General features: G+C 61.2%; 33 protein-coding genes. 15 read left to right on the forward strand and 18 right to left on the reverse strand.

The genetic code is table 11. The features are described from left to right. Positions 1-56: 56 nt before the first annotated feature. A complete protein-coding gene (locus HFO71_RS00470) occupies positions 57-851 on the reverse strand; it encodes a response regulator (protein WP_017961711.1) in 795 nt (264 codons plus the stop codon). Positions 852-1,108: 257 nt separating this feature from the next. Here HFO71_RS00470 and HFO71_RS00475 point away from each other — a divergent pair, with 257 nt between their 5' ends. Both HFO71_RS00475 and HFO71_RS00480 read left to right on the forward strand, forming a co-directional pair. Then, on the forward strand, positions 1,109-1,315 hold the full coding sequence (locus HFO71_RS00475) for a NepR family anti-sigma factor (RefSeq protein ID WP_221987690.1): 207 nt from the start codon (positions 1,109-1,111) through the stop codon (positions 1,313-1,315). A 9-nt stretch (positions 1,316-1,324) separates the two neighbouring features. Then, the gene (locus HFO71_RS00480; protein ID WP_003542247.1) at positions 1,325-1,882 is read left to right on the forward strand and encodes an RNA polymerase sigma factor; all 558 of its coding nucleotides are present in this window, start codon (positions 1,325-1,327) and stop codon (positions 1,880-1,882) included. A 360-nt stretch (positions 1,883-2,242) separates the two neighbouring features. Here the strand turns inward: HFO71_RS00480 and HFO71_RS00485 are convergent, their stop codons facing one another. From HFO71_RS00485 to hemP, 7 genes are all read right to left on the reverse strand, one after another. Further along, positions 2,243-2,644 (reverse strand): hypothetical protein, encoded by a 402-nt coding sequence (locus tag HFO71_RS00485; RefSeq protein ID WP_131665196.1) that lies wholly within the window; start codon positions 2,642-2,644, stop codon positions 2,243-2,245. A 9-nt stretch (positions 2,645-2,653) separates the two neighbouring features. Then, complete coding sequence (locus HFO71_RS00490) at positions 2,654-2,998, reverse strand: DUF883 family protein (RefSeq protein ID WP_131665195.1); 345 nt, start codon at positions 2,996-2,998, stop codon at positions 2,654-2,656. A gap of 148 nt (positions 2,999-3,146) precedes the next feature. Further along, the gene (locus HFO71_RS00495) at positions 3,147-3,941 is read right to left on the reverse strand and encodes a heme ABC transporter ATP-binding protein (RefSeq protein WP_168257473.1); all 795 of its coding nucleotides are present in this window, start codon (positions 3,939-3,941) and stop codon (positions 3,147-3,149) included. 24 nt (positions 3,942-3,965) lie between these two features. Beyond that, positions 3,966-5,078, reverse strand: coding sequence for a FecCD family ABC transporter permease (locus HFO71_RS00500; RefSeq protein WP_025395652.1), 1,113 nt, complete (start codon positions 5,076-5,078; stop codon positions 3,966-3,968). 2 nt (positions 5,079-5,080) lie between these two features. Then, positions 5,081-6,010 carry a heme/hemin ABC transporter substrate-binding protein gene (locus tag HFO71_RS00505; protein WP_077979069.1) on the reverse strand — a complete coding sequence of 310 codons (930 nt, stop codon included), beginning with the start codon at positions 6,008-6,010 and terminating at the stop codon, positions 5,081-5,083. Between the two features lie 11 nt (positions 6,011-6,021). Continuing rightward, positions 6,022-7,071, reverse strand: coding sequence for a hemin-degrading factor (locus HFO71_RS00510; RefSeq protein ID WP_221987433.1), 1,050 nt, complete (start codon positions 7,069-7,071; stop codon positions 6,022-6,024). 8 nt (positions 7,072-7,079) lie between these two features. Next, on the reverse strand, positions 7,080-7,262 hold the full coding sequence (gene hemP, locus HFO71_RS00515) for a hemin uptake protein HemP (RefSeq protein ID WP_065282542.1): 183 nt from the start codon (positions 7,260-7,262) through the stop codon (positions 7,080-7,082). 177 nt (positions 7,263-7,439) lie between these two features. Between hemP and HFO71_RS00520 the strand changes: the two genes are divergently transcribed. The 6 genes from HFO71_RS00520 (at position 7,440) to HFO71_RS00545 (ending at position 10,756) form a co-directional block, all read left to right on the forward strand. Then, the gene (locus HFO71_RS00520) at positions 7,440-7,862 is read left to right on the forward strand and encodes a hypothetical protein (protein ID WP_221987434.1); all 423 of its coding nucleotides are present in this window, start codon (positions 7,440-7,442) and stop codon (positions 7,860-7,862) included. Positions 7,863-7,917: 55 nt separating this feature from the next. Further along, a complete protein-coding gene (locus HFO71_RS00525) occupies positions 7,918-9,279 on the forward strand; it encodes a TonB family protein (protein WP_221987435.1) in 1,362 nt (453 codons plus the stop codon). 108 nt (positions 9,280-9,387) lie between these two features. After that, positions 9,388-9,795, forward strand: a complete 408-nt coding sequence (locus HFO71_RS00530) for a DUF2325 domain-containing protein (protein WP_131639714.1) — start codon at positions 9,388-9,390, stop codon at positions 9,793-9,795. Beyond that, positions 9,792-10,064 (forward strand): hypothetical protein, encoded by a 273-nt coding sequence (locus HFO71_RS00535; protein WP_221987436.1) that lies wholly within the window; start codon positions 9,792-9,794, stop codon positions 10,062-10,064. The genes HFO71_RS00530 and HFO71_RS00535 overlap by 4 nt, the downstream gene beginning before the upstream one ends. Positions 10,065-10,073: 9 nt before the next feature. After that, positions 10,074-10,388 (forward strand): heme-degrading protein HmuQ, encoded by a 315-nt coding sequence (hmuQ, locus tag HFO71_RS00540; protein WP_077979065.1) that lies wholly within the window; start codon positions 10,074-10,076, stop codon positions 10,386-10,388. Beyond that, entirely contained in the window at positions 10,385-10,756 is a 372-nt protein-coding gene (locus HFO71_RS00545) for a bleomycin resistance protein (protein ID WP_077979064.1), read from the forward strand. Before hmuQ ends, HFO71_RS00545 begins: the two co-directional genes overlap by 4 nt. Positions 10,757-10,850: 94 nt before the next feature. Here HFO71_RS00545 and HFO71_RS00550 read toward each other — a convergent pair whose 3' ends face one another. After that, positions 10,851-11,222 carry a DUF423 domain-containing protein gene (locus HFO71_RS00550; protein WP_221987437.1) on the reverse strand — a complete coding sequence of 124 codons (372 nt, stop codon included), beginning with the start codon at positions 11,220-11,222 and terminating at the stop codon, positions 10,851-10,853. Beyond that, entirely contained in the window at positions 11,219-11,629 is a 411-nt protein-coding gene (locus HFO71_RS00555) for a group II truncated hemoglobin (protein WP_017961696.1), read from the reverse strand. The genes HFO71_RS00550 and HFO71_RS00555 overlap by 4 nt, the downstream gene beginning before the upstream one ends. 167 nt (positions 11,630-11,796) lie before the next feature. Between HFO71_RS00555 and HFO71_RS00560 the strand changes: the two genes are divergently transcribed. The 4 genes from HFO71_RS00560 (at position 11,797) to HFO71_RS00575 (ending at position 14,750) form a co-directional block, all read left to right on the forward strand. Next, a complete protein-coding gene (locus tag HFO71_RS00560; protein ID WP_003542198.1) occupies positions 11,797-12,360 on the forward strand; it encodes a TetR/AcrR family transcriptional regulator in 564 nt (187 codons plus the stop codon). An 18-nt stretch (positions 12,361-12,378) separates the two neighbouring features. Further along, complete coding sequence (locus HFO71_RS00565; RefSeq protein WP_077979061.1) at positions 12,379-12,720, forward strand: SMR family transporter; 342 nt, start codon at positions 12,379-12,381, stop codon at positions 12,718-12,720. Positions 12,721-12,911: 191 nt separating this feature from the next. Next, complete coding sequence (locus HFO71_RS00570) at positions 12,912-13,697, forward strand: ThuA domain-containing protein (RefSeq protein ID WP_221987438.1); 786 nt, start codon at positions 12,912-12,914, stop codon at positions 13,695-13,697. 9 nt (positions 13,698-13,706) lie between these two features. After that, entirely contained in the window at positions 13,707-14,750 is a 1,044-nt protein-coding gene (locus tag HFO71_RS00575; RefSeq protein ID WP_077979059.1) for a Gfo/Idh/MocA family protein, read from the forward strand. A 93-nt stretch (positions 14,751-14,843) separates the two neighbouring features. On the opposite strand, the gene HFO71_RS00580 is transcribed toward HFO71_RS00575, so the two are convergent. The 6 genes from HFO71_RS00580 to HFO71_RS00605 all read right to left on the reverse strand — a co-directional run bounded on the left by HFO71_RS00580 (position 14,844) and on the right by HFO71_RS00605 (position 21,064). Further along, on the reverse strand, positions 14,844-15,239 hold the full coding sequence (locus tag HFO71_RS00580) for a DUF1236 domain-containing protein (protein WP_017961691.1): 396 nt from the start codon (positions 15,237-15,239) through the stop codon (positions 14,844-14,846). A gap of 130 nt (positions 15,240-15,369) precedes the next feature. After that, positions 15,370-16,482: an ABC transporter permease gene (locus HFO71_RS00585; RefSeq protein WP_221987440.1), complete on the reverse strand. Its 1,113-nt coding sequence runs from the start codon at positions 16,480-16,482 to the stop codon at positions 15,370-15,372. A 1-nt stretch (position 16,483) separates the two neighbouring features. Next, positions 16,484-17,611 carry an ABC transporter permease gene (locus HFO71_RS00590; protein ID WP_077979056.1) on the reverse strand — a complete coding sequence of 376 codons (1,128 nt, stop codon included), beginning with the start codon at positions 17,609-17,611 and terminating at the stop codon, positions 16,484-16,486. Next, positions 17,608-19,353 (reverse strand): ATP-binding cassette domain-containing protein, encoded by a 1,746-nt coding sequence (locus HFO71_RS00595; RefSeq protein WP_221987442.1) that lies wholly within the window; start codon positions 19,351-19,353, stop codon positions 17,608-17,610. The genes HFO71_RS00590 and HFO71_RS00595 overlap by 4 nt, the downstream gene beginning before the upstream one ends. Further along, complete coding sequence (gene hlyD, locus HFO71_RS00600; RefSeq protein ID WP_221987444.1) at positions 19,350-20,363, reverse strand: secretion protein HlyD; 1,014 nt, start codon at positions 20,361-20,363, stop codon at positions 19,350-19,352. Before hlyD ends, HFO71_RS00595 begins: the two co-directional genes overlap by 4 nt. Beyond that, positions 20,360-21,064, reverse strand: coding sequence for a CerR family C-terminal domain-containing protein (locus HFO71_RS00605; RefSeq protein WP_221987446.1), 705 nt, complete (start codon positions 21,062-21,064; stop codon positions 20,360-20,362). The genes hlyD and HFO71_RS00605 overlap by 4 nt, the downstream gene beginning before the upstream one ends. Before the next feature lie 441 nt (positions 21,065-21,505). Between HFO71_RS00605 and HFO71_RS00610 the strand changes: the two genes are divergently transcribed. Continuing rightward, positions 21,506-21,658, forward strand: coding sequence for a hypothetical protein (locus HFO71_RS00610; RefSeq protein ID WP_009988813.1), 153 nt, complete (start codon positions 21,506-21,508; stop codon positions 21,656-21,658). 264 nt (positions 21,659-21,922) lie between these two features. Beyond that, positions 21,923-22,237, forward strand: a complete 315-nt coding sequence (locus HFO71_RS00615) for a hypothetical protein (protein ID WP_221987447.1) — start codon at positions 21,923-21,925, stop codon at positions 22,235-22,237. Positions 22,238-22,341: 104 nt separating this feature from the next. On the opposite strand, the gene HFO71_RS00620 is transcribed toward HFO71_RS00615, so the two are convergent. Beyond that, complete coding sequence (locus tag HFO71_RS00620) at positions 22,342-23,358, reverse strand: NAD-dependent epimerase (protein WP_221952579.1); 1,017 nt, start codon at positions 23,356-23,358, stop codon at positions 22,342-22,344. A 280-nt stretch (positions 23,359-23,638) separates the two neighbouring features. Between HFO71_RS00620 and HFO71_RS00625 the strand changes: the two genes are divergently transcribed. Next, positions 23,639-24,595, forward strand: a complete 957-nt coding sequence (locus HFO71_RS00625; RefSeq protein ID WP_077979050.1) for an endonuclease/exonuclease/phosphatase family protein — start codon at positions 23,639-23,641, stop codon at positions 24,593-24,595. A 36-nt stretch (positions 24,596-24,631) separates the two neighbouring features. On the opposite strand, the gene HFO71_RS00630 is transcribed toward HFO71_RS00625, so the two are convergent. Then, positions 24,632-24,937 (reverse strand): hypothetical protein, encoded by a 306-nt coding sequence (locus HFO71_RS00630; protein ID WP_026158824.1) that lies wholly within the window; start codon positions 24,935-24,937, stop codon positions 24,632-24,634. Positions 24,938-25,014 lie beyond the last annotated feature (77 nt).

The following is a 25,014-nucleotide window of genomic DNA, read 5'->3' on the forward strand; positions in this document are numbered from 1 at the left end:
GTAGCACCGGAACGCCTGCTTTGGCGATTTGGTTCCGAAGGCCGGAAAATTGCGTCTCAGGCGGCTACTCTGGTCGATTCATTGAAAAAAAGAGCTTGGCTGATCAATGCCTTGACCATGTCGGGATTGAACGGCTTGGTGACAAGGAAAGTCGGTTCCGGGCGCTCGCCGGTCAGAAGCCGTTCCGGGAAGGCGGTGATGAAGATCACCGGCACGCTCGACGTCTTGAGGATGTCGTTGACTGCGTCGATACCGGAGCTGCCGTCGGCAAGCTGGATGTCGGCCAACACCATGCTCGGCTTGGTCTTATTGTAGAGCGCCACGGCCTCGGCATGCGTACGGGCAATGCCGGTGACGCGATGGCCGAGGCTCTCGACCATCTGCTCGATATCCATGGCGATCAGCGGTTCGTCCTCGATGATCATGATATCGGTTGCGACCTGACGGGAAATCTCCTGCGACGCGACGTCGAGCAGCTTCATGACATCCTGTTCTTCAGTTTCCAGGATTTCGGCGATTTCTGCGACGCGGAAATTCTCCACGGAGGCGAGCAGGAAGGCCTGCCGGGCGCGTGGGGAAACCTTGGAAAGGTTCAGCGTGGCGCGTTGCTCCCAGGCATAGGGCGAGGTCGGCTCTGGAATCTGGACGGCGGTGGAACCAAACAGTTGCGTGAACAGTTTGTAGAGTGCGACCCGGTCATTCGCCGTATCCGGGAAAATCGACAGATCGGCGATAATGGCTTCGAGAACGGCGGCGACATAGGCGTCGCCCGAAGTCTGAGTGCCGGTAAGGGCGCGGGAATAGCGACGCAGATAAGGAAGGTGCGGCGCAATCCGAGTAGAAAGTGTCATTAATGGGCTCCTGCATACAGGCCGGCATTGGCTTCAATGAGCGGTTAACGCCGCCTTGATAAAAAAGTTCCGGAACGGCAGGAACTTTTTTCGTTGCGCCGCATTATTCCAGCCGACGAAGAAAGGGCGTAGCGTTTTGACCCATGCAACAGCAAATGCCAGCGACATCGACAATCAAACGTTCGATGTCGATGGTTGAAATCGTTTTTGAACCCATCCACGCCCCTCGAACAGACAACCGGCGAGAAGACGAATTGATGACTCCACGCAAGAAAGAAGCAGCCGATCAGCGACAGCTGGAGCTGCGGGCAAGCGACATCCTAGACCCGAACAATCAGATAGGCGTCAGGCTGCGGTCCCTCTATGCGGCTGCACAGGATGAGGCGATTCCCGATCGTTTTCTCGACCTTCTCGAAAAGCTCGACCATGCTGAAATGATGGCTTCTGCCAAGATGGCCGAATAGGATCGTCGCATGGAAGACAAATCGCAACCCAGCTTCAAGCGGGAACTGCTGGCGGCACTCCCAAGTCTTCGCGCCTTCGCGATCTCGCTCATCGGGCGGCACGATCGTGCCGACGATCTCGTCCAGGACACCATCATGAAAGCCTGGGCCAAACAGGATCATTTCGAGATGGGCACCAATATGAAGGCCTGGCTCTTTACGATCCTGCGCAACGAACTCTACAGCCAGATGCGCAAGAGCGGCCGCGAAGTGCAGGACAGCGACGGGCTGTTCACCGAATCGATGGCGATGCACCCCTCGCAATATGGCGCGCTCGATCTGCAGGACTTCAAGAAGGCGCTCGACCAGCTGCCGCCGGATCAACGCGAGGCGATCATCCTCGTCGGCGCCTCGGGTTTTTCCTACGAGGAGGCGGCCGAAATCTGCGGCTGCGCCGTGGGCACCATCAAGAGCCGCGTCAACCGGGCCCGCCAGCGGCTGCAGGAGTTGCTGCAGATCTCAGGCGAGGCTGATTTCGGCCCCGACGCCACCTCGGCGCCGCTGACATCGAAGGCTTTCGCGTTCTGACAAGAGTTATATTTGAGAGGAAAGCCGGCCGCCCCTCTGGGCGCCGGCTTTTTTGCCGGGTCGGGAGCGGATACATGTTGCGGCGGCGGATTGTTTCGCGGGGGCACCACCTCTCCACCCTCATTCCTGTGCTTGTCACAGGAATCCAGTGCGCCCAAGTCCTTGGGGCGCGAAAGACTTTTCCGCTTGCGGTTTGAGTTCATTCACGGCGCGGACGCGCCGTGGCTGGATTCCTATGACGAGCACAGGAATGAGGGAGAGTGAGGTGAGCGTCCTGCCTAATTTTCCGCTAGTAGGTGAGGGCGAAAGTATTCACTCTCTCCATTTTCGTAGCGAGTACGCACAGAGCGAGTCCCTCAATCAATCCTCGCGCTTCGAGCCCACCAGATTGGCCGCGACGATTGCTGCCAGAACACCGGCGGTCAGGAGCGGCTGGGCGCGGATAAGACCAAGCCCGACCGTTGCCAGAGATTCGAGCGCCGCACGGCGTTCGCGGGTGCGGCGTGCTTCCCGGGCGTTGATGATCGACATCGTCACCAGGGCGATGATGGCGATCAGCAGCGCGCAGGCGGCCAGGAAGAGGGCAGCGCCGACCGGGCCGTAGATGCCGGCGAGCCAGATGGCGCCGGCGGTGACAGCCAGCGCGTAGGCGGTGAGAAGGAAGAGCACGGCAAGCGCAATGAAGATGCCGTTGCGCTTGGCGCGCGCAACGGTCCGGTGCACGCTTGCGCCCGTCAGCAGGCTGAGGATCGGTAAGAGCATCGCGCTTCCTCAGCGCCGGGCGAGGAAGGCGATGGCAAGGCCGAAAGCGGCCGCAGCGCCGATGGTTGCTAAGGGATGCTTGCGCACGGTCTCGCGCATTTCCGTCGCTCCACGCTCGTAGCCGTGCTGCAGTTCGCGCAGCAGATCCTCGCTGCGGCCGAGCAGTTCCTCATAACCGGCACCGGCCTGGCTGCGGATTTTTTCGCCCTGATGGCGTGAGCTCTTGCCGACGAGGCGCGTCAGTTCCGCGAGTTCGTTGCGCAGCGCCTCGATCTGCTCCTCGATGCCGGATTCCAAATTGTGGAAGGTGCCGTTGCGGCGGCTGCGGCCGGACTGGAAGATAGAATAGCTCATGGCTGTCTCCATTGGCTGGGGCGCGCGCAAGCCCGCCTATTTCGCACGAGGGTCACCACCGTCCGTTGCATGAATGATATCGCCCGGCATTGACCCAGATCACTGCCGACAACGTGCCGGGCGATCAAAAGTTCCGCTCGCGCAGTGCTCAGGGGCGGGAAATGGCGCTGTGGGCGAGCACAAAGGGCGTGCCGTCGGCCGGCACCTGGTTGATGCGCAGCGCGCAGCCGAACACCGAGAGCATCGTTTCGTTCGTCAGCACTTCGCCGATGCTGCCGGCGGCGGCGAGGCGGCCGGATTTCATCAGCACGATGCGGTCGGCAAAGAGCGCCGTCAGGTTGAGATCGTGCATGACGGCGATGACGCCGCCGCCGCGTTGGCAGAAATTGCGGGCGAGCGTCATGATGGTCAACTGGTGGCTGATGTCGAGGCTCGAGACCGGCTCGTCGAGCAGCAGCCAGCAGGACTTGCCGTCGACGACAGGCTCGGCGATCTGGCAGAGCACGCGGGCAAGCTGCACACGCTGCTGCTCGCCTCCGGAGAGTTCCTGATAGAAACGGCCTTCGAAGCCGGTCAAATCGACGGAGGAAAGCGCTGCCGCCGCCGTCTGCTCGGCCTTGTCGGGATGCAGGTTGAGACCTGACGTCAGGCCCATGCGGACGATCTCGCGCACGGTAAAGGGAAAGGAGATGGTGCTTGCCTGTGGCAGCACGCCACGAATGGCGGCAAGCTGCCAGGGTTTCAGCCCCTTCACCTCGCCGGCGCCGATGCGCACCGAGCCGCCATAGGCAAGTTCGCCGGAGATGGCTTTCATCGTCGTCGTCTTGCCGGAGCCGTTCGGCCCGGCAATCGCCGTCAGTTCGCCGGCTCTTGCGGTGAAGGAGACGTCGCTGATGATGGTTTTGCCGGAAAGGCGCACGGAGACGCCGGAAACTTCGATCATCGCAATATCACTCACAGGGGTCACTCACAGGGCAAGGCGCGAACGCTGCCGCAGCAGGATCCACAGGAAGAACGGCCCGCCGACCGCCGCGGTGATGATGCCGATTGGCAGCTCGGCCGGGGCAACCAGGGTGCGGGCCAGGACATCCGCGAAGATCAGCAGAGAGCCGCCGAGAAGAGCTGCGGCCGGCAGCAGGAAACGATGGTCGGGGCCGATCGCCATGCGCAGGATATGCGGCACGACGATCCCGACGAAACCGATGCCGCCGCTGACTGCGACGGACGCGCCGGTCGCCGCAGCGACGCCGACGATCGCGACATTCTTCAGCCGCTGCACCGGAACGCCCATATGAAAGGCGGCCGCCTCGCCGAGCGTGATGGCATTGAGGCCGCGCGCCATGAAGGGCAGAGCGGTGAAGGACAAGAGGATGATCGGGCTGGCGGCGGCGATCTTCGTCCATGTGGCGCCGGCAAGCGAGCCCATGCTCCAGAAGGTCAGGTCGCGCAGCTGCTGGTCGTTGGCCATGTAGATCAGCAGTCCCGTGATGGCGAGGGCGAGTGCGCCAAGCGCGATGCCGGCAAGCAGCATCGTCGCCACCGAGGTCTGTCCGTGACGGGTGGCGATCCTGTAGAGCAGCAGCGTCGTGACGAGGCCGCCGCCGAAGGCCGCCGTCGGCAGAGCGTAGATACCGAGAAGCGCCTCGAGCGGAGCTGCGAGGCCGCCGCCGAGCACGATCATCGCGACCGCGCCGAGGCTTGCGCCGGAGGAGACGCCGACGAGGCCGGGATCGGCCAGCGGATTGCGGAACAGGCCCTGCATCACCGTGCCGGAAACGGCCAGTGAAGCGCCGATCAGGAAACCCAGGATCGCCCTGGGCAGGCGGATATCGAAGATGATGATCCGGTCACGCGTGCTGAGCGCCGCCTCGGAGCCGGCCATGTTGCTGATGACGTCGAGGATCGAGGCATCCGAGGCGCCTGTTGTCACCGAAAACAGCATCGAAAAGACCGAGCCGACGACGAGCAGCGCGATCGCCAGCAAGGCGAGCCGCGTCCTGTCGCCCGCCTGCCTGATTTCGCGGATGTCCGCCATCGGGAATCGTCGCCTTCGTTCCACCATGGCTTGCGGCAGGGCCATGATCAGCCCCCGTAGATCGCCGTGTTGAGCTCACGCGCGGCGGCTGCGGTGCGCGGGCCGAAGCCGAGCAGGTAGATGCCATCCATTCGGATGATCGCTTTTTTCTCGCCTGCCGGCGTCAGTGCGATCGCCGGCTGAGCCAGCAGGTCCTCGTTCTTGGTGCCGGCGCCGTCGCCGCGATTCATCATCAGGATGATGTCGGGCTTGGCTTCGATGATCGCCTCGTCCGTCAACGGCTTGTAGCCGGGGAATGCGCCGACGGCGTTGATGGCGCCGGCGAGCTTGACGATGCCATCGGCGGCCGTGCCGGTGCCCGATGCCATGATCCGGCCGTTCTGGGCGCTGAGGATGAAGAGAACGCGCTTGCGCTCGGCCTCCGGGCGCTTCTCGGCATCGGCGATCGCCGCGTCGAGGTCAGCCGCGACCTTTTCTTCAAGCGCCTTCGCCTTGTCGGGCACGCCCAGCAGCGTGCCGACACGGTCGATCTTGGCGATGATGCCGTCGCGGGTAAAGGCACTCGGCACGGTCTCGAAGGGCACGCTGGCATTCTTCAGCACAGCCAGCGCTTCCTGCGGGCCTGAACCTTCGACGGCGATGATCGCCGTCGGGTTCATGGCGAGGATGCCTTCCGGTGAGAGCGCGCGCATGTAACCGACGTTCGGCAGCTTCAGCGCCGCCTCCGGATAGATGCTCGTCGTGTCCCGGGCGATGAGCCGGCTTTCCTCGCCGAGCGCATAGACGATCTCGGTGATGTCGCCGCCGACCGAAACCAGGCGCGACGTGTCGAGCTTCTTTTCCTCGGCGTGGGCGGCGCGGATGAAGGCGAAGCCTTCGACGGTCGGCGCCGTCGGGATCAGCGGCAGCGCCATGATGGCCGCCGTCAGGGCCAGTTCCCAAGGACGGATCCGGCGCAGATTGTTACGCATCGTCATCGTAGCGATCCTTATGCGGCCACACTTGCTGCCCGCGGCAGGTTTTCCATGATCTCGCGCCACTCGGCCCGTTCGTCGGAACCTTCCTTCCGCTTGCCGAAGAACTGGATGATCATCTCGCCTTCGGCATTGTAAGCCTCCAGCGAGGTGACGTGGCCGTCCGTGGTCGGCTTGCGTACGGCCCAGGTCTCGGCGATGTGATCCTGGCGCAGATGCAGGTGAAAGGTCGGGTCCATGATATTGATCCACGGCCCCATCGGCTGCACGTTGAAGATCGGGCCGGAATGGATCTGGACGATGCCGTTATTGGCGACGAAGCACATGATCGGCAGGCCGGATTTCACCGAGGCATGCATCATGTCTGCCGTCGCGCTGTTGTCGAGCTTCCAGGCATAGTCGTCGCCGACGGTGCGCACGGCCGCCTGGCGGCCGATCTTCAGGCGCTTCAGCATGCCGAAGAACTCATGCGTATCGGTGAGCTTGCTCCAGTTGTCGCGCAGCTCGTCGCGGTTGACGTCGGCGGTCTCATCGACGGCATTTGAGGTCTCAGCCTCGACAAATTTCTGCGACTGGTCTTCCAGCTTCAACTCGGCGACGATCGCGTGATAGGCCTCGACATTCGAGCTCGGGCGCAAGTGCACCTTGTGCACGGCGTTGCCGGCCTTGTCGAAATATTGCAGGCTGAGGCGCTCTTGATCGCCATCCTTCTTGGATACGGCGAAACCATGCTCCCAGCGGCTCGGGAAGATGCGCAGATCGATATTCTCGCCGAGAACGATCGCGGCCTGCGCGCCGCTCTTGATGTTTTCGAAGACACCGATCTTCTCGTGAACGGCACTTTCGTTGCGCGACAGCGCCATTACTTCGCCGAGGCCGGCCACGTGCTCGAGAAGCTTCAGCGCACTGCCATCGATTCGGGTCACGCTGATGCCGGTTTCGGCGGCGACGAGGGCTGCCTCTGAAATCTTCAACTGGGCGGCGATATCACGCTCGCGCATTTTCGGATTCTCGGCGCGAAACGCACGGATTTCGGCTGGCGCCGGTCTTGTCTGTTCGGTCATGTCCTACCCTACTTATTGAGAATGAGCTTGCCCTGACGGGTGATCTTCAGGCGATAGACCAAGCCGTCATGTCTTATCATGATCTCGTTCGTGCCGCGGAAAAGATCCGCGCTTTCGACGATCCGGTGCTGCGCCGCAGGCTCGCTCTGCAGCGACACGTGCTTAAAGTTATCTGGCTTTTCAACCATCATTTCGGTTGGCAATTCCATGAGGCCGGTGATCAGCGGTCCCCGGTTGTGATGACAATTATCTTGACTTTCATACTCATAGTTTTTTAAAGACGCAATAGGAGACTATTGCAGTCAAGTTTTTGAGATTGCTGATATGAGGCCGCCTGGCGGCGGTTCGCGACAATGGCGGAGAAGATGATGACGGTTAGGTTTGCGGCTGTTGCAGCCGGCATGGTGATGGCGGTTTCAAGCATATGCCAGGCGCAGGACGCGGCAACCGCCAAACTGGATGTCGAACTCAACGCTCTGGCGCCATCGCAAAAGGGCTGCATGATGACTTTCGTCGCCGAGAACAATCTCCAGACCCCGATCAACAAGATCTCCTTCGAACTCGCCTTTTTCAACGACAAGAATGCCGTCGACCGCATCACCGTGCTCGACTTCCGCGATCTGCCGCAGGGCAAGAAGCGCGTGCGCCAGTTCGATATGCCGAATGTGAAGTGCGAGACGGTCACCGGCATCATCATCAACGACACGCCGGTCTGCGACGGTCCGGCCGCCGGCGAATGCATGAAGGGTCTCGTCACCCGCTCTCAGATTTCGATTCCCTTTGAGGGCTAAGAATACGCCGGGAATGAATCCCGGCGGGCATGTCCAGACTGTCCGAGGCATACAAATGGCAATTTCAGCGAAGTCCAGATCGAGACCGGTGCTCATCGTGGGGGAGGGTGCTGACACTAGCCTGAACGACAACATTCCCGGCATGCACCCCGGCCACGAGCTTTCCGACCTGCGCAACGCGCAGCGCCAGCCGGCCGGCGAGCAGGCCATCCACTACGCACGTCTGACACAGATATCTTCCTTCCCTGATCATCCGGAAACGGCCCCGGCAACGTCCGCTAATCCGCCGCCGATGGATGCGGCAGTGGAGAAGCAGGAAGATGAAAAGGCGCCGGTACGGCGACGGCTGGCGCTGACCTGCATCTGCTCGCTGGTCTTTCACGCGACACTGGCGGCTGTGCTGCTGGTTGCTTTCCCCAAGGCTTCGGAGGAGGCAATCGAAGAAGCCGGTCAGGCGATGAGCGTCGTCATGTATGGCGATTCCGATATCGACCAGGCTGCGGCCGGCGAGACCGAAACGACCATCCAGCAGCAAATCATTCCCGAAGAAGTGCAGCCTGACACGATCCAGCCGACGCAAACGGCGGAAGTTCAACCGGAAACCGTGCAGCCGACCGAAGTCGCCCCTGTCGAGACGCAGGATCCCATTCAGCAGGCTCCTGCGCCGGAAGTGACGCGTGTTTCGCCGGAAACGGCTGCGGCTGTCGAACCTGAGATCCTGGTGTCCGAAGTGCCGGCGGAGGAGTCCGTCGCGCAGCCGATGTCGACGGTCGTTCCCGAACAGCAGCAGGTGCCGGTCGATACGGTTTCGCCTGGGGTACAGCCGACTGCGGTCGAACCGACCGAAGTGCAGCCCGCGGAAACCCAGCCGGAAGTCGCGGAGACCCCGCAAGAGGTGAAGCCTGTCGAAACCGCCGAAGTCCAGCCGGAGCCGGTACAGCCTGAGGAAGTTGTCACGCCGACACCGAAGCCCAAGGTGACGACGCAGGAAAAGCCGAAACCGGTCGAGAAGAAGCGGCCGCCGCAAAAGGCAGCGGGCAGGAATGGCGAGCAGCAACAGAATTCGGAGCGCGGCATTACCGAAGGCGATCCGTCAGCCCAGTCAGACCGTAATTCGCAAGCCGCCAGCAATAATAACGGGGTAGGCACAGCTGCCCGCGCCAACTATGGCGGAAAGGTTCGTGCACGCATCCGGCGCGCCCTTCGCGAGCCGAAGAATGTTAGTGGGACGGCCGGAGTGAGGCTGACCATCGCTGGAAGCGGTAATCTTGTCTCTGCTGTCATCTCCAGAAGCTCGGGCGTTCCGGAGATCGATCAGGCGGCTGCCGACGCTGTGCGGCGTGCATCACCCTTCAGTCCGCCTCCAGGCGGAATCTCGATGAGTTTCACGCAGGTCTTCGAGATCGAGAGGAAATAAATATGACAAAAGCAATCAACTTTATACTTTACTCTAAAAATCAAGTTTAATAAGGTCCACCCGCACACGCAGGAATCGTGTGACGATCAACGAGCGAACGGGTGGCATATGGCTCGCAAGGGCAAGAAGGGTTCGAACCGGGAGGTCCGCGATAACGCGGGCGAGGACGCTGGTCAGGCATCCCTCGGGCGATCCAAACTGGATGGCCGCAGTTTCCTCTATGTCGGTGGCCGCGACTGTCAGGTGGCGCATCTTCGCCAAATCGCCAGCAATTTCGGCGCTGAGCTCATCCATCATGATGGCGGTCTGCGCGAAGCGGTTTCCCGCATCGATACTCTGCTTCCCTCGGTCGACTGCGTCTTCTGCCCAATCGACTGTATCAGCCACGATGCCTGCCTGCGTGTGAAGACAGGCTGTAAGAAGTTCAGCAAGACCTTCATCCCGCTTCGCAACGGCAGTAAGTCCAGCCTGGAGCGTGCGCTGCAGACGATGAACGAACGAGACAATTCCCGATGAACGACCAGCGCCCCGACGGCTTCACCATGATCGGCCTGCATAAGCTCGCCGCGCGGACAGGCGAGGGCCTCGTGCCCGAACTTTACGAACTTTTCCAGCAGCATGCTGAACGCCAGCAGATCTACCAGAATGTGACGCTGTTCCCGACCTGGGAAGCGCGCATGCCCGGGGAAGCGACAACAAGACCGCTTGGCCCAGCAGCGGCAAACGGCGATAATGTTCTCGCCTTTCCCTTGCGTTCTGCAAGGGCGGGCAAGAGGAAGGCGTAGGGAGATTCCATGTATATCGCAATGAACCGCTTCAAGGTTGCAACCGGGAGCGAAGGCGATTTCGAGACGGTCTGGCGCAATCGCGATTCCAGCCTGCCCGAGGTGCCCGGTTTCGTCGAATTCCGCCTGCTGCGCGGCAAGGTCAACGAAGAGGAAGGCTATACGCTCTATTCCTCACACACGGTCTGGAAAAGCGAAGCGGATTTTCAGAACTGGACGAAGTCCGAGAGCTTTCGTGCGGCGCACCGCAACGCCGGCGATCACAAGGCGATCTACAAGGGACCGCCGATCTTCGAGGGCTTCAACGTGGTTGATGGCATATGAACGAAGGACATGACCGCATCGAGGTTCTGCCGGTCCTGCCGTCGCTCGATATCGATAAGACGCTTGCCTTCTACCGCGATGCGCTCGGTTTTACCGAGATCGTCTATCAGGCGGCGGATTATCTCATCCTGCGGCGCGACGACATGGAGCTGCATTTCTGGCGGACGCAAGATGCCACGCTTTGCCAAAACAGTTCCGTCTATCTCCGTGGCGGGGGCATCGGCGCTCTTCATGCGGAATATCGCGAAAGAGGCGTCGAGCGCCTGAGCGATATGGAGGTGCGGCCGTGGAACATGGAGGAATTCTACATCCATGATCCGCACGGCAATCTCCTGCGCTTCGGCCGTGTGCCGCAGCCGCGTGATTAGAGCAACTCCGGCAAAGTGCTCAGCGGTTTTGCATCCGGAATTGCGCCAAAACAAAACATTGAGCAATTCCGGGACTCGGAGAAAACGAAGTGCTCTATGCCCTGACGCGGAAGACAGCGCCTGCCGCAACGGCCAGCCAGCCAAGCATCATCGCCCAGCCTCCGGTCGGCGCGGCGTAGGGGAAGAGGCCGGAGCCGGAAAAGCGCAGGGTGACGAGATCGCCCGCAAAAAGCAGCGTTCCGACAATCATCAGCAAACCGGCCAGCCAGGCGGTTCTGAGCCTGACGTTGCCGAGAGCCAATGCCAGCAGCGCAGGGGCGTGGGCAAGGCACATGGCAGATGCGGATGCCGCAAGATTGGCCTCGCCGCCGCCATGGGCAGCAAGGGCGGCAAGCGCCACGCCGGCTACGCCAAATAGGCCGGCAAAAAGATAAAGCACCGGCTCCAGACGCGCGTTCAAGCTCATGATTGTTCCTTGTTGTCGGTAGCCTTGTTCTGCATGTGATAGGCGAGCCGCTCCACCGGCGCCCAGATGAGATCGCGCAGCGCCTGGCTTGATATCGTCTCGTCCAGGGCGCGGCGGAAGCAGAGCAGCCATTCGTCGCGCTCCACAGGGCCGATCTCGGCGACGAAATGGCGGCTGCGCAGACGCGGATGGCCGCGCTTGTCGGTGTAGAGCGGCGGGCCGCCGAGATAACCGGTCATATATTCGTAAAATTTCTCTTCGCTGCCCACAAGGCTCGACGGGTGTACGGCGCGCACGTTTCTCGCCTCCGGCAAGCTGTCCATCAGTTCGTAGAAACGGTGCGTCAGCGCCCGCACGACAGGATCGCCGCCGATCGCCTGATATAAGGTGGTGACCTTCTCCGTCACGAAACCATCCCAATTGCCTCAACCATTCCCCGGCCTCTTCATGCACCGGGCGGAAAATGATCGCAACTGTCATCAAGGTGCCGCGGCATTTCGCGCATAATGCCGGGACGGCTGCGTGGCGGCCGATTCTCCTTGACAATACCGTCCGGACGGTATCTTTTATTTGCATGTCGAACGCTCATCATCGCAAGAAGCAGCCCGTGCTTGTGCGCCAGCAGTTGCTGGAGGTCGCCGCGCGCCTTGCTGCCAGCGACGGCATGGCGGCAGTCACGCTCGATGCGGTTTCCGCCGCGTCCAGCGTCAGCAAGGGCGGGCTGCTGCATCACTTCCCGACGAAAAATGCGCTGCTCGATGCCCTGTTCGAGAGCCTGCTCGAAAAGTTCGACGCCGATATAGAGGAACTGATGCGCGGCGATCCGCTGCCACAGGGGCGCTTCACCCGCGCCTATCTCAGGGCGGTATCCGGTCTCAAGGAGCGTCCCGACGATTCCAGGAGTTGGACGCAGGTGACGATCGCGCTTCTTGCCGAACCCCGGCTACGTCTTCGCTGGCGCCAATGGGTGCAGGCGCGGGCCGAGGAATATATCGGCACCGATTCCTCCCTCGACGCACAAGTCGTGCGTTTCGCCGCCGATGGACTTTGGTTCGCAGATACGTTGGAAAGCCATGATATCAACGGCGTTCTGAGGCGGGATCTCATCGATCGCCTTGTCGAACTGACCGGCAGGTAATTCGAAAAGGAACCCGCCATGAGCCAGGCCGCCGTCTACGGGCTGCTGTTTGCAGCCATCGTGCTCGAGGTCATCGGCACGACCGCGCTGCAACTGTCGCAGCAGTTCACCCGCATCGGGCCGACGGCACTCGTCGTCGCCTGTTATGCGGCTGCCTTCTATTGCCTGTCGTTGACGCTGAAAAGCATCCCCGTCGGTATCGCCTATGCGATTTGGAGCGCTTTGGGAATCGTGCTCATTTCCTCGGTCGGCCTGGTGTTCTTCAAGCAGCGCCTCGACCTGCCGGCAATCGTCGGGCTCGGGCTGATCATAGCCGGCGTTTTGGTCGTCAATCTATTTTCTAAATCGGTTTCACATTGATATTGCTGTGATATTGCGAGACAGTTTTTCCGTCTTCGGCCGGTAAATTTTCCCCTTTGTCAAAATACTGACAAAGGTCTATGTGTTCCTTGGACGTGGAGGAGACGAGGCGCAGCCGGCGCCGTTTTCCAAAGCGCTTTGAATCCTGCCTTCCCGCCTATCGATACTTCCAGGTTCTACAGGAGCACATCATGGCCATTCGCACCGTCGTCTGGGGAGAGAACATCCACGAGAATAGCAATGAGATCGTCCGGGGGATCTATCCCGAAGGCATGCACACGACGATCGCCAATGCGCTGAACACCGATCCAAGTATCTCGGCGACGACGGCGACGCTGCAGGAGCCGGAACACGGCCTCAGCGAAGCCCGCCTTACTGAGACCGACGTCTTGACCTGGTGGGGCCACAAGGATCACGGCGCAGTTTCCGACGTCGTTGTCGAGCGTGTCGCCAAGCGCGTCTGGGAAGGCATGGGCCTGCTGGTGCTGCATTCCGGCCATTTCTCCAAGATCTTCAAGCGGCTGATGGGCACGCCCTGCGCGCTGAAATGGCGCGAGGCGGGTGAACGCGAGCGTCTGTGGACGATCAACCAGCGCCATCCGATCGCCGCCGGCATCGGCGAACATTTCGAGCTTGAGAACGAGGAAATGTACGGTGAGCAGTTCTCGGTGCCGGAACCGCTCGAAACGGTATTCATCTCCTGGTTCCAGGGCGGCGAAGTGTTCCGCTCGGGCCTGACCTGGCGCCGCGGCGCCGGCAACATCTTCTATTTCCGCCCGGGCCACGAGACCTATCCAACCTATCACGACGTCAATGTCCGGAAGGTGCTGATCAACGGCGTGAAGTGGGCCTATAACCCCGAGGGTGCATTGAAGAGCATTACCGATGCCCCAAATGTGCCGGTAGAAACAGCACTGGAGCCGATCGTCGAACGCGGCCCGAGACTGCACCAGGCCGGCGAAGCCGGTTACCGCTGAGGAGCATCCATGCGACTACTCGTTCTTGGCACGGGGGTGATGGCGAAAAACCAGCTCGCCCGCTTCCCCCTCATCGACGGCGTGACGGTGGTCGGCGCCGTCGACACCGATCCCGAGCGGCTTTCGGCCTTCGCCGACAAGTTCAACATCGAAAAACGGTTTCTTTCGCTGGATGAGGCGATCGCCTGGGGTGAATTCGACGCGGCGACAAATGTCACGCCCGACCGCATCCATCACCCGACGACGATGGCGCTGATTGCCGCGGGCAAGCACGTCTTCTGCGAAAAGCCGCTGGCGGAGAACTATGCGAAGGCGCTGGAGATGACGGAAGCGGCCGAAAAGGCCGGCGTCATCAACATGGTCAATCTCACCTATCGCAACGTCGCGCCGCTGCAGCGCGCCCGCGAGATGGTGCTCGCCGGCGAGCTCGGCACGATCAGACACGTGGAAGCATCCTATCTCCAGAGCTGGCTGGTGTCGCGTGCCTGGGGCGACTGGCGCACGGAATCGACCTGGCTGTGGCGGCTTTCCACCGGCCACGGTTCGAACGGCGTGCTCGGCGACGTCGGCATCCATATTCTCGATTTCGCCGCCTATGGCGCGGCGACCGACATCGACCACGTCTTCGCCCGGCTGAAGACCTTCAACAAGGCGCCGGGCGGCCAGATCGGCGAATATCTGCTCGATGCCAATGACAGCTTCACCATGTCTGTCGATTTCGCCAACGGCGCGCTCGGCGTCATCCATGCCAGCCGCTGGGCGACAGGGCATCTGAACGAGTTGAAGCTGCGCATTTATGGCGAGAGGGGCAGTCTCGAGGTCATCCATCGTCCCAGCGGTTCCGAGCTGCATGGCTGCCTCGGCGAGGATGTCGAAACCGCCACCTGGACGAAGATCGAGGTTGAACCGGTGGCGACCAACTACCAGCGTTTTGCCGAGGCCGTGGCAAGCGGCATCCAGCCGGATCCGAACTTCCGCCACGCCGCCAACCTGCAGAAGGTGCTCGACCTTGCGATGGTGACCGAGCGCGAGCGGCGCGAGCTGAAGGTTTGATCCGCTCGATCAAAAAGCACGACCGCCGTCCTTTCGGGGCGGCGGTTTTCGCTAGAAGAAAGGGTCCGTGGGAGCCGTACCCTTTCTTCCTGTTTATTCAATCACCTGCACCACGCGGTGGGTGCGGGGTTCGACGATCACACGGCGATCGTTGATGACCGTGTAAGCATATTTCGGATTGTCAGGCACCGGCGTCACGACGACATCCGCCGGAAGCGGCTTGCCGACGACAATGGGTTCCTGGACGACCACAGAAGCGGTCGGGGCCGGCTGCTGCTGGACATAGGTGACGACCTCGCGCGGCGGCGGATCGATCACTGCGCCGGCGACACCGCCGGCCACGCCGCCAACGGCAGCACCCACAGGGCCGCCGACGATTGCGCCGGTGATGGCGCCGCCGGCTGCACCGGTGACGGCTCCGTCAGCGAGCGCATTGGTGGCGAGCGACGACAGCGCAAGGGCGCTGGAGACAAGTAGGATCTTGTACATTTTGCTTCTCCTTTGCTGGGGTTGCGCTTGGGTAACGACCGCGCCAATCCGAGGTTCCGGCAGGAGAGAGTCACGCTTTGGACGGCCGGTTCACATAATGTGAGGCAGCTGAAGCATGGGTCCGAAGGCATTATTCCAGCCGCCGGCGGAAAAGCCAGGCGGCGGCGCTGAGCGTAACAGTGGCGATCAGCGCTAGTGGGATTGTCTGGTTCACCACCTCGCTCAGCGGAATATCCTTGAGGAAGACGCCTTTGACGATCACCAGGAAATAGCGCAGCGGATTGATCAGTGTCACCGGCTGCAGCCACCCCGGCATGTTCTCGATCGGCGTCGCGAAGCCGGAGAGGAGCATGGCGGGGACCATGAACAGGAAAGCGCCGAGGATCGCCTGCTGCTGTGTCATCGACAGCGCCGAAATGAACAGGCCGAGGCCGGCGACCGAACCGAGATAGAAGATTGCGCTGCCGTAAAGCAGGAAGAGCGAGCCGCGCAGCGGCACGTCGAAGAGGAAGACGGCGGCCAGGATATAGACGGTGATGTGGAAGAGGCCGATCATCATCGGCGGGATCAGTTTGCCGATCAGGATCTCGTGGATCCGCAGCGGCGAGACCATCAACTGGTCGAAGGTGCCGAGCTCGCGCTCGCGAGCGATCGACAGCGCCGTGACGATGAGGCCGATCAGCAGCGCGATGCTGGCGATCAGGTTCGGCACCATGAACCATTGATAGGTGAGGTTCGGGTTGAACCAGTTGCGCGGCACCGTCGAGACGATATCTGCGCCGGCACGTTTGCCGGCCGGCGTCTCGGCGGCGAGGGCGGCGCCGATCTGGGAGAGATAGCCCGCGACGATCTGCGAGGCGTTGGAGCGGCGGCCGTCGAGCACCACCTGCAGGTCGGCCGGCGCTCCCGCCTCAATATTGCGCGAAAAGTCCGGCCCGATCTGAACGACGGCAATGGCCGTCTGGTTGTCGATCGCCACCCGGACATCTGGTTGGCTTCCTGCAATCTCGATCTTCCGGAAGGTCGGCGAGCCATCGATGCGCTCGATCAGTTCCTGGCCCCAGTGACCGCTGTCGCGGTTGAGGATCATCACGTCGACATTGCGGACTTCGAGCGTCGCCGCATAGGAGAAGACGAGAAGCTGGACGATCGGCGGGCCGATCAGAATGGCGCGGCCCTTGGGATCGCGCAGCACGGCGAGCAGTTCCTTGACGATCAGGGCGTAGAGCCTTGTCCAACCCATCTCAGCCGATCCTCTTTCTGGTGCTGCGGGCCGCCAGCACGAACATGATGGCGCCGATCGTCAGCATCACGCCGATCGCCTGCAGAAACATCGGCCAGATGTCGCCGGCCAGGAACACCGTCTGCAGGCTGGGGATCAGGTAGCGCGCCGGCACGATGAAGGTGATCCACTGGATCACGGTCGGCATGGAATTGATCTCGAAGAGGAAGCCAGACAGCAGGAAAGCAGGGAGAAAGGCAGAGATCAACGCCAGCTGCGAGGCAAGGAACTGGTTCTTCGTGGCCGTCGATATCAATAGGCCCTGGCCAAGCGCCGGGATCAGGAAAGCGGCCGACAGCGCATAAAGAGCAGCGACGGAGCCGCGGAACGGCACGCCGAAGAGAAAGACCGCAAGCAGCACGCAGAGCGTCATCGAGGTGAGGCCGAGCAGGAAATAGGGCAGGATCTTGCCGGCGAGCAGTTCGACCGCCGTCACTGGTGTCGCCATCATCGCCTCCATCGTGCCCCGCTCCCATTCGCGGGCGACGACGAGCGAGGTCAGAAGCGTGCCGACCAGCGTCATGACGATGGCGATCGAGCCGGGCACGAGGAAATTGCGGCTGGTCAGTTCAGGATTGAACCAGAAGCGCTGCTCGACCGAAATGGCGGGACTGTGGGAGGCGACGTCCGCCTGCCTCTGCCGCTCCCAGTTGGCAACAGTGCCTTGGGCATAATTCTGCACGAAATTCGCCGTGTTCGGTTCGGAGCCATCGACGATCACCTGGATATCCGGCCGGTTGCCGGCGGTGTAGCGCGTGGTGAAATCGGCGGGGATGACGACGATGCCGCGCAGCTTGCCGAGCACGAGATCTTCCTCGAACAGACGCCGGTCGCGGCTGATGGCCACATCGAAATAGCGGGAGGCCTGGAAACTGGCCGACAGATCCTGCGTCAGCGGCGTCATCTCCTCGGTCACGAGGCCGATGCGGGTGCGGGTGGTATCGAGCGAGACGCCGTAGCCGAAAAGAAAAAGCAGAATCAGCGGCAGCACGAAAGCGATGAGGATGCTGCTCGGATCGCGGATCGCCTGAAAGCTTTCCTTGCGCACGAGGGCCAAGAGACGCCGCATCCAGCCGGAAGAGGTGCTCATGCTGCATTCTCCTTCTCGGATTGCTGTACCAGGGCGATGAAGGCATCCTCCATTGTCGGGTCGGGCAGCTCCTTGGTCGCGACGCGGGCCTTCAATTCATCGGGCGAGCCGAGCGCGATCGAGCGGCCGCGATAGATCAGCGAGATGCGGTCGCAATATTCGGCCTCGTCCATGAAATGGGTGGTGACGAGCACCGTGACGCCCTTTTCGACCAGGGCGTTGATATGCGTCCAGAATTCGCGCCGGGTGATCGGATCGACGCCGGAGGTCGGTTCGTCGAGGAAGAGGGCGCGTGGCTCGTGCATGACGGCGCAGGCAAGCGCCAACCGCTGTTTCAGGCCAAGCGGCAGGTCCTTGGCCGGCTGGCTGACATGGCGCCCGAAATCGAAGACGCCGGCCATCAGCTCGATGCGCTCGCGCCGGTGTCTTCCGCGAAGGCCATAGACGCCGGAGAAGAATTCGAGGTTCTGCATGACGGTCAGATCGCCGTAGAGCGAGAATTTCTGCGCCATATAGCCAAGCTGGTTGCGGGCCTCGGCGGCATCGCGGCGAAGGTCGAAACCGGCAACGCGGCCTTCTCCGCCGGTCGGCTTCAACAGGCCGCAGAGCATCTTGAAGGTGGTGGATTTGCCGGCGCCGTTCGGGCCGAGCAGGCCGAAGATTTCGCCGCGGCGGATATCGAAGCTGATATTGTCGGCAGCGGTGAAATCGCCGAAGCGCTTGGTCAGCCCCTTGGCCTCGATCACCGGCCGGTCGTCATCGCCCTTCGTCGGCTCTTGCGCCTCGGCCAGCCTCGAACGGCCGCCAGGACCACCGCCCAGCATGTCGATGAAAGCATCCTCGAAGCGCGGCGGGGCAGGGGTGAGCGTTGCGCCATCGCCGGCCGAGCCGATATCCGGTTTCTTGTCCCTGGCGGCGACGAGGCGGATCGCTTCGCCCTGGATCACGCCGTCGATGACGCCATCGGCCTGCAGAAGCCCGGCGAGCACCTGCCGGCGGCGCCCTGTCATGCCCGAGACGCGGAAAACCCGGTCGTTGACGCGACCGGTCATGTCATCAGGTTTTCCCGAAAAGAGCAGCTTTCCCTGGTTCAAGAGCAGCACATGGTCGCAGGCTTCAGCTTCGTCGAGATAGGCGGTCGACCAAAGGACGCCGATGCCTTCCTTCGTCAGGTTCTCGACCATCTTCCAGAGGTCGCGGCGCGAGATCGGGTCGACGCCGACGCCCGGCTCGTCGAGCAGCAGCAGGCGCGGCTTCTTCAGAAGCGCGCAGGCAAGGCCGAGCTTCTGCTTCATGCCGCCGGAGAGCTTTCCGGCGAGCCTATCGGTGAAGCGCTTGAGGTCGGTAAAAGTGAGCAGCTCGTCGAAGGCGCTTGCGCGTTCGCTCTTCGGCAGGCCCCGCAGATCGGCATAGAGATCGAGGTTTTCCTGCACCGAAAGGTCCTCATAGAGACCGAAGCGCTGCGGCATGTAGCCGATCGCCGCCTGGATGCCGGCGGGGTTCTTGCGCGTGTCGAAGCCGAGAACCTCCATCGTTCCCGTGTCGGGCAGCATCAGGCCAGTCATCAGGCGGATCAGCGTCGTTTTGCCGGCGCCGTCAGGGCCGACGAGACCGGTGATTGCGCCGCCGCCGATCATGCCGGAGACGGCGTCAAGAGCGGCTGGCGCATCGCCGAAGCGCTTGGTGACACCGTCGATCCGGACGAGCGGCTTGTCGCCCCGGCCGGTCTCGGCGGCGGTCATTGTCCGCCCGCCGTCGGCGTGGGAAAACGCACGGTGACCGGCATGCCCTGGCGCAGATCCGGGCCGGGCTTGTCGATGACAACACGCAGGCGATAGACGAGGTCGGTCCTAAGTTCCGGCGTTTCCACCGATTTCGGGGTGAATTCGGCAACCGGCGAGATGAAGCCTATCGTGCCTTCATAGGGTTTGTCGGGCGCCGTATCGGAGGTGACCGCAACCTTCATGCCGGGATGGATGCGGCCGAGATCGGGTTCGGCGACATAGGTGCGCACCCAGACGGGTTCTGTCAGCGACAGCACGAACACAGTGTCTGCCGGCGAGACGATCGCGCCATTCTCTCTGACGCGGGAGAGGATGACGCCGTCGTTCGGCGCGCGCAGTTCGGTATCATCAAGCGAGGTGCGGGCGGAGGCAAGCGTTGCCTGCGCCGCCTTCAACTGGGCGTCGGCGGCGGCGATATCCTCGACACGGGAGCCTTCCAGCAGCAGTTTCAACGCCTCGTTGGCGGAGTCGGAGCGTGCGGCGGCCATGGCCCTTGCAGCGGTCGCCTGATCAAGGCTGGCCTCGGAGATCGTGCCCTGCGGGCGCAACTGGCGGGCGCGGTCATAGGCGAGATTGGCATTGCGGAGATCGGCGATACTTTCGTCATAGGCGGCGCGCGCCTGGGCGATCTCTGTCGGCCGCGGACCGGCCTTCAGCTTGTCGAGCGTTGCCTGGAGGGCTGCGACATTGGCTTCGCCCGAGCGGACCGCGAATTCATAGGGTGCTGCATCGAGCTTTGCCAGAACCGTTCCCGTTTTGACGACGTCGCCTTCGTCGGTATAGAGTTCGGCGAGACGGCCGCTGACACGGAACCCGAGCGAGACCTGGCGGATATCGACATTGCCGTAAAGGACGAATTCGCGGCTGGGCTCAGGCAACCAGCCGAGCTTTTGGGGCAGGGCGTACCACCAGGCGGCGGCACCCGCCGCAACGAGAAGAAGGATGGCGATGGGAAGGATGCGTTTCATGCTGCACTTCCTTTCGATGCGCCGATGGCATCGACCAGCTCTGCGGCGAGGCCGCGCACGGTTTCCACCTGTTCCGGGCCGACGCCGTCCCACTCCATCTGGGCGAGCACGGCTGCGTGGGCGACGCGAAAGACGAGGATGCTGCCGAGAAGGGTGAAGGTGCGCAGGCGCACATGTTCCGAGGCGGGATCCTCATGAAGGATGGCGCCGATCAGCCGCCGGCTCATCTCGATCATCGGCCGCATGAGGCCCTGATAGACCCGCGTGAAGGCTTCTGTCGGCTCCATCTGTTCGCGGATCAGGAAGCGCGCCCAGGATTCGGACTCCTTGCCGACGAACAGCGTCACCATGGTCTGCAAAATCTCGGTCAGGAAATGGCGAGCCTCAGCTTCACCAAGCGGTTTGCCTGCAGCGTCGAGCGCCAGCAGATGCGCGCCGACGCGCGCCCTCATGTCACCGACATGGGTATTGATCCGCATCATCAGATATTCGGCGGTGGCGATGTAGAGACCTTCCTTGCTGCCGAAATAATAGGGGATTGCCTGCAGGTTGACGCCGGCCGCTTCCGTGAGCTGGCGCGTCGAAGCGCCGTCGAAGCCATAGCGGCCGAAGACGTCGAGAGCGGCGGTCAGCATCTTCTGGCGGGCGATCTCGGCGCGGGCAGAGGCTGGTGAAGGTTGGTTATCGCGTTCCCGAGTCATGATGGGTTTATAACGCCGATGGACAAATAAGTCAATCGATTGATATATTTCGAGGGAAGATGTTATCGACCGATGCCTTTGCTGAGGCAAGGCAAGATCGTGACATCGCTTATGGCGGGATGCGTGGCCTGATTGGGGGGCGAGATGTGCCGTTCAGCGGTTCAGCGTCAATTCGGATCAGGGCGATCTCAGCTGTTCCGGGAACGTTCGACAAGGCAAAGAGACCCGTGGGAACGGGTCTCTCAGGGTCCTCGGGGTGGGAAGAGGAACCAAGCCTCGGGGTCGGCTGCTAACAGGTAGCGGTATAATATCGCTAATTTTCACGACACTAATATGTCTGGTGCCGACCGGCCGCAAAACAAAAAAGCCGCCACTTTTTCGTGATCCCTGCGGCACTGTTTTGACACAAAACTGCCTTGCTCTTTCCGTATCGCCGGGTTGATGCGTATTCAGATTTATATTATCGCGCTGCTGCTCAGCGCCATCATGTGGTCGATCTCGTTCGATGCGGCGCGAGAATCCTATCATGCCGCGCAAAGCGCGGGATTGATGCCGAACCTGCACATCAACAAGAAGCTGGATCGCATTCTATAAACTGCGATGCAGCGTCCAGGTCAGCGGTACAATTGGCCGATGTTGCATTCTCGACATCGGGCCAGCGAATGTTTTTGCTATGCGCTCGCGAGCCTTCCGGACAGAAAGTCAAATTTCGTAAAATTTGACCGATCTGCTTAAAAGCCCTGAAAATACTGATGTGTAGAGTGGTCTCATGAAAGCGACCGAAGCGTGGACAGACGCGTCGATCGTTTGGAACCGGGCAAACCGAACGCCCGCTGATCCGCAAACGGGGACTTCAACATGCACAGAACTCTTGCCGCCATCGCCTTGACCCTGACCATCACTGCCGCTGCCGAGCCGGCATTCGCCGTCGGCCCCGCCAGCCTTGCCCGCGACCTGATGTACACCTCCGCCATCGGCCATGCGCCCGAAGTTCCGTTGACGACTCGCGCCGGTTTTGTGCGCCCAGGCGTTCCTTTCGTCCTGCGCAGCCCGGCTGCGGTCGAGGGCGAGGGCTATCGGCTCAAGACCTATTCGCAGAGCCTGACCGGTGTCGTCGGTTACGTGTTTTCGACAGCGGTCGAGGCCGTGCAGGCACTTACGTTTCTTCGCTGATACCTAGCCAGATCTTAGGCCGATCAGGGCCTGAGATCATCCGCACCTAAAGCGCGTCGTATGTCGTTATCGCAAAACCGTTATGCACTTTTGCGCGACATCCGCTAGGCGTCGAGTTCGCCGCGCACATCGAGATACCAGTCGACAAAGGCCTTGACGCCGACCTCCAGGGTCGTGTCCGGTTTGTAGCCGGTCAGCGCAACGAGCAGATCGGGCGCTGCGAAGGTACGCGGCACATCACCCTTCTGCATCGCCAGCATCTTGCGGATGGCAGGACGGCCGAGCGCCTTTTCCACCGTTTCGACGAAATCCATCAGGCTGACCGGCTGGCCGCCGCCAATATTGACGACACGGAAGGGCGCCTGGCGCGAGAGCGTTTCGACAGCCGTGTTTTCGAGGCGATTTTCCTCGGAGGGAACGACCGCCGATAGCCTGACAATCGCCTCTATGAGATCGTCTATATAGGTGAAGTCACGGCTCATATTGCCCTCGCCGTAGATCTCGATCGGCTGGCCCTCAAGCATGTTCTTGGTAAATTTGAACAGCGCCATGTCGGGCCGGCCCCACGGGCCATAAACGGTGAAAAAACGAAAAGCCGTGGTCGGAATCTTGTGAAGATGGGCATAACTGTGCGCCATCAGTTCCATCGATTTCTTCGTCGCCGCATAGATGGTCAGCGGCTCGTCGGCGCGATCGGTCTCGCGAAAGGGGACGGTTGCATTGGCGCCATAGATCGATGATGTCGAGGCCAGCATCAGATGGCGGATTTCGACGCGCCGCGCGATTTCCAGGATATTCCACGAGCCTTCGACGTTCGAACGAAGATAGGCCTCGGGATTTTCCAGGCTGTAGCGCACGCCGGCCTGTGCGGCGAGGTGAATCAGGATATCGGGCTTGGCCGCCAGAACAGCCGCTTCCAGCGCTGGCCGGTCCTCGAGCATTGATATGACGGGTTTGAAGGCCGGAAACTGGGAGAGTGCCGCATGGCGCATCTCCTTGAGCTTGACGTTGTAATAGGGAGTCAGGCCGTCGAAGCCTGTGACGTCATGCCCCTCTTGCAGCAGGCGCCTGGCCAGATGAAAACCGATAAAGCCGGCAGTCCCTGTAATGAAGTAGCGCATTCCCACCTTTTCTCGACTTCCTGCCGACGGCAAAGAGCCGATTCCGTATCAAGTGACCCCACTTACAAGATAAAAATAGGCCGAGTCGATAGGTCTTTGAACGAGAAGGCCACAGCACCGTCTCTACCGCGGCGGACTGTCCGCTGTTGCCTTGCCGGATGAGGGCGGGACCATCGATATCGTCTGTCGGTCGCCGCAACTCCCCGGCCGTTATGCTGCATTGCAACATGGTGGCTTGCATGTTATGGCCGGCCGGTCGTCTGCAAGCAGGTCAGGATCGATGAGAGATATAATTTATTGGATTCTCTGCGCGTTTCTGACCGTTGCCATCGCCATCGTGTCGTTACGCTATGTCACGAACTTCTGGCTTCTGTCCTTCGTCTACAGCTTTCAATTTCACCTCGGCGTCGTGTTCGTCGCCGCCAGTCTCGTCGTTCTGACTATCAAAAGGCAGATTTACGGCTTTATCCTTCTGCTTGCCTCGCTTCTTCTCATCGCTCACGGCGTCATCATGCTGCGCGAGTTCTCGCAGGACGACAGAGGCGCCGACAGGCCGCCGCTTTTTCGTCTGATGTCGTTCAACATCGCGATCGACAACTGGAAAAACTCGACTGAAATCACCGACATGGTGATCGCGTCGAATGCCGACGTCGTCAATCTGCTCGAAGCCAAGCCGCTGACGTTTCACCTGCAGCAATTGTTCAAGACCTATCCCTACCATATCGGCTGCGATGCCGGGAAGGATACATGCGATACGCTGGTGCTGTCCAAACGCCCCTTTGTCAGCCGGCAGGTCGCGAGCATGGGCAGTCTTCGAAAAAACAGGCTGGTCGTAGCAAGCGTCGACTTCGGCGGCGAAACTATCAATCTCGTTTCGGCGCACCTGACCAAACCATATTTCGACGATTTCCAGATGGCTGAATTGGAAGATCTCGGCAACGCGCTTGGCTCGATCGACGGCCCGCTGGTGCTGTCAGGCGATTTCAACTCCTCGGCGATCGCCCCGAGCATCCAAGCTTTCCTGCGCGAGCAGAAGCTGAAAACGATCACGCCAGAACCGGCAACATGGCCGATCGGCGCCGGCGCGCTGGGGATCGCCATCGACCACGTATTTGCACGCGCGCCGCTTCATCTGACATCGCTGAAACGTCTCGACGACAATCTCGGCTCGAACCATTCGGGCTTGATCGCCGACTTCGCTCTCGACAAGGACGGCGGAACTTCAACGGCAAAATGACTTTACCTGCGCAAGAAAATCTGCCGGGGCTACAGATCAGAATCTGGTTCGGCCGCCTTTTTTGTCGATCATTTGAAACCTCTTGCCGTCGGTCTTCACGTTGACGCAATCGGTCTTCTTGCTGGGAAACAGGACGCACACCTGGCCATTGGTTATCTTGTAGCCATTCTTATTGCCGTCGCGATATTCGTAGCCGTTCTTGCTTTCTTTCAGTTCGGACGTACCGGGCAGGTGCTGGCGAATTTCCGACTCGCTTGCGGTTCGCATGCTTGCCGTTTCGGCAAACGCCATTCCTGGCACCATAATTGCAAGAAATCCGGCGAGGACGGGCAAGGTACGCATCAGGGGGATATCTCCGGTCATGTCTGTCGGTACATCCATTCTACGAGAACCCCAAGAGGAAATTCAACAGCGAGGAT

This window comes from Rhizobium laguerreae (assembly GCF_019778565.1).
In the GTDB taxonomy this organism is placed as follows: domain Bacteria; phylum Pseudomonadota; class Alphaproteobacteria; order Rhizobiales; family Rhizobiaceae; genus Rhizobium; species Rhizobium laguerreae.

What these genes read in the sequence shown, in the direction of transcription:
- HFO71_RS00505 (WP_077979069.1), bottom strand. Translation starts at nt 6,010, where the DNA reads ATGACGATGCGTAACAATCTGCGCCGGATCCGTCCTTGGGAACTGGCC.
- HFO71_RS00475 (WP_221987690.1), top strand. Translation starts at nt 1,109, where the DNA reads ATGACTCCACGCAAGAAAGAAGCAGCCGATCAGCGACAGCTGGAGCTG.
- HFO71_RS00495 (WP_168257473.1), bottom strand. Translation starts at nt 3,941, where the DNA reads ATGATCGAAGTTTCCGGCGTCTCCGTGCGCCTTTCCGGCAAAACCATC.
- HFO71_RS00545 (WP_077979064.1), top strand. Translation starts at nt 10,385, where the DNA reads ATGAACGAAGGACATGACCGCATCGAGGTTCTGCCGGTCCTGCCGTCG.
- HFO71_RS00470 (WP_017961711.1), bottom strand. Translation starts at nt 851, where the DNA reads ATGACACTTTCTACTCGGATTGCGCCGCACCTTCCTTATCTGCGTCGC.
- HFO71_RS00575 (WP_077979059.1), top strand. Translation starts at nt 13,707, where the DNA reads ATGCGACTACTCGTTCTTGGCACGGGGGTGATGGCGAAAAACCAGCTC.
- HFO71_RS00500 (WP_025395652.1), bottom strand. Translation starts at nt 5,078, where the DNA reads ATGGCCCTGCCGCAAGCCATGGTGGAACGAAGGCGACGATTCCCGATG.
- HFO71_RS00525 (WP_221987435.1), top strand. Translation starts at nt 7,918, where the DNA reads ATGGCAATTTCAGCGAAGTCCAGATCGAGACCGGTGCTCATCGTGGGG.
- hmuQ (WP_077979065.1), top strand. Translation starts at nt 10,074, where the DNA reads ATGTATATCGCAATGAACCGCTTCAAGGTTGCAACCGGGAGCGAAGGC.
- HFO71_RS00480 (WP_003542247.1), top strand. Translation starts at nt 1,325, where the DNA reads ATGGAAGACAAATCGCAACCCAGCTTCAAGCGGGAACTGCTGGCGGCA.
- HFO71_RS00530 (WP_131639714.1), top strand. Translation starts at nt 9,388, where the DNA reads ATGGCTCGCAAGGGCAAGAAGGGTTCGAACCGGGAGGTCCGCGATAAC.
- HFO71_RS00610 (WP_009988813.1), top strand. Translation starts at nt 21,506, where the DNA reads ATGCGTATTCAGATTTATATTATCGCGCTGCTGCTCAGCGCCATCATG.
- HFO71_RS00605 (WP_221987446.1), bottom strand. Translation starts at nt 21,064, where the DNA reads ATGACTCGGGAACGCGATAACCAACCTTCACCAGCCTCTGCCCGCGCC.
- HFO71_RS00485 (WP_131665196.1), bottom strand. Translation starts at nt 2,644, where the DNA reads ATGCTCTTACCGATCCTCAGCCTGCTGACGGGCGCAAGCGTGCACCGG.
- HFO71_RS00615 (WP_221987447.1), top strand. Translation starts at nt 21,923, where the DNA reads ATGCACAGAACTCTTGCCGCCATCGCCTTGACCCTGACCATCACTGCC.
- HFO71_RS00580 (WP_017961691.1), bottom strand. Translation starts at nt 15,239, where the DNA reads ATGTACAAGATCCTACTTGTCTCCAGCGCCCTTGCGCTGTCGTCGCTC.
- hemP (WP_065282542.1), bottom strand. Translation starts at nt 7,262, where the DNA reads ATGATGGTTGAAAAGCCAGATAACTTTAAGCACGTGTCGCTGCAGAGC.
- HFO71_RS00520 (WP_221987434.1), top strand. Translation starts at nt 7,440, where the DNA reads ATGACGGTTAGGTTTGCGGCTGTTGCAGCCGGCATGGTGATGGCGGTT.
- HFO71_RS00535 (WP_221987436.1), top strand. Translation starts at nt 9,792, where the DNA reads ATGAACGACCAGCGCCCCGACGGCTTCACCATGATCGGCCTGCATAAG.
- HFO71_RS00570 (WP_221987438.1), top strand. Translation starts at nt 12,912, where the DNA reads ATGGCCATTCGCACCGTCGTCTGGGGAGAGAACATCCACGAGAATAGC.
- HFO71_RS00565 (WP_077979061.1), top strand. Translation starts at nt 12,379, where the DNA reads ATGAGCCAGGCCGCCGTCTACGGGCTGCTGTTTGCAGCCATCGTGCTC.
- HFO71_RS00630 (WP_026158824.1), bottom strand. Translation starts at nt 24,937, where the DNA reads ATGCGTACCTTGCCCGTCCTCGCCGGATTTCTTGCAATTATGGTGCCA.
- HFO71_RS00510 (WP_221987433.1), bottom strand. Translation starts at nt 7,071, where the DNA reads ATGACCGAACAGACAAGACCGGCGCCAGCCGAAATCCGTGCGTTTCGC.
- HFO71_RS00595 (WP_221987442.1), bottom strand. Translation starts at nt 19,353, where the DNA reads ATGACCGCCGCCGAGACCGGCCGGGGCGACAAGCCGCTCGTCCGGATC.
- HFO71_RS00620 (WP_221952579.1), bottom strand. Translation starts at nt 23,358, where the DNA reads ATGCGCTACTTCATTACAGGGACTGCCGGCTTTATCGGTTTTCATCTG.
- HFO71_RS00550 (WP_221987437.1), bottom strand. Translation starts at nt 11,222, where the DNA reads ATGAGCTTGAACGCGCGTCTGGAGCCGGTGCTTTATCTTTTTGCCGGC.
- HFO71_RS00560 (WP_003542198.1), top strand. Translation starts at nt 11,797, where the DNA reads ATGTCGAACGCTCATCATCGCAAGAAGCAGCCCGTGCTTGTGCGCCAG.
- HFO71_RS00585 (WP_221987440.1), bottom strand. Translation starts at nt 16,482, where the DNA reads ATGGGTTGGACAAGGCTCTACGCCCTGATCGTCAAGGAACTGCTCGCC.
- HFO71_RS00590 (WP_077979056.1), bottom strand. Translation starts at nt 17,611, where the DNA reads ATGAGCACCTCTTCCGGCTGGATGCGGCGTCTCTTGGCCCTCGTGCGC.
- hlyD (WP_221987444.1), bottom strand. Translation starts at nt 20,363, where the DNA reads ATGAAACGCATCCTTCCCATCGCCATCCTTCTTCTCGTTGCGGCGGGT.
- HFO71_RS00625 (WP_077979050.1), top strand. Translation starts at nt 23,639, where the DNA reads ATGAGAGATATAATTTATTGGATTCTCTGCGCGTTTCTGACCGTTGCC.
- HFO71_RS00490 (WP_131665195.1), bottom strand. Translation starts at nt 2,998, where the DNA reads ATGAGCTATTCTATCTTCCAGTCCGGCCGCAGCCGCCGCAACGGCACC.